Below are 1029 nucleotides of genomic sequence, written 5' to 3'. Positions count from 1 at the left end.
CTGGCCGGGGTGGCGTCCGCGGACGGGCCACCACCGGTGGTGGTCCTGCACGGGGCGGGCGGTCTGGGCAAGACCGCGTGCGCCGTCCGCGCGGCCGAGCTGCTGCGCGGCTCCTTCCCCGGCGGCGCGCTCTACGTGGACCTGCGCGGCGTCGACCCCGAGCCGATGCCGACGACAGAGGCCCTGCACCGGCTGCTCCGCGCCTCGGGCCTGGATCCGCTGGGCATCGCGGAGGACGAGCACGAGCGCGCCGCGCAGCTGCGCACCGTGCTGACGGAGCGACGTGTGCTGCTGGTGCTGGACAATGCGGCCGACGAGGCCCAGGTACGCCCGTTGCTCCCGGCCGGCGGGACGGGCATGGCGATCGTGACCAGCCGCCGCGCGCTGGGCGGGCTGGTGGGCGTGACCAGGATTCCGCTCGCGCCGTTGACGTCGGACGAGTCCGCGGACCTGCTGCGGGCCGTCTCCGGAGGAGCCGACGGCCACGGCCCGGAGACGGTCCGGGTGGCCGACCTGTGCGGCCACCTTCCACTGGCGCTGAGGATCGCGGGCACTCGGCTGGCGTCCCGCCCAGGGTGGACGATGCGGCACCTGGCCGACCGGCTCTCGGACGAGGACCGGCGCCTCGCGAACCTGGCCGTGGGCGACGTCGGCGTGGAGGCGGCGTTCGCGCTGTCCTACGTCGCGCTGCCCGGTCCGGCCAAGGGGTGCTTCCGCCGCCTGGCGCTCGTCCCCGCGGTGGACTTCGGTGTACCGGTCGCGGCGGTCCTGACCGGCACGGACCTCGACGACGCCGAGGCGAAGCTCGACGAGCTGGTCGAGCTCGGCCTGCTGCAGCACGAGGGTGCCGACCGCTACCGGTTCCACGACCTGATCCGCCTGTACGCGAGCCGCCGGCTGCACGAGGAGGAACCGGCCGGGGCCCGCGAAGCGGCCGAGCGCCGGATGACCGACTGGCTGCTGGAGACCGCCACGGCGGCCGGCCGGTGGTTCGACGGCGGGGACGGCGAGGGCGGGCCGGACGGGCCG

At 76.1% G+C, this 1029-nt stretch carries 1 protein-coding gene; it reads left to right on the top strand.

Annotated elements, in window-relative coordinates:
• A partial coding sequence (locus tag PROKR_RS07485) for an NB-ARC domain-containing protein (RefSeq protein WP_245605737.1) occupies window positions 1-1029 on the top strand: 1029 nt, incomplete at both ends.

This window comes from Promicromonospora kroppenstedtii DSM 19349, assembly GCF_000515355.1.
In the GTDB taxonomy this organism is placed as follows: Bacteria; Actinomycetota; Actinomycetes; order Actinomycetales; family Cellulomonadaceae; genus Promicromonospora; species Promicromonospora kroppenstedtii.
Note: the sequence above shows the minus strand (reverse complement) of the source record. Positions and strands in the feature narration are given on the sequence as shown.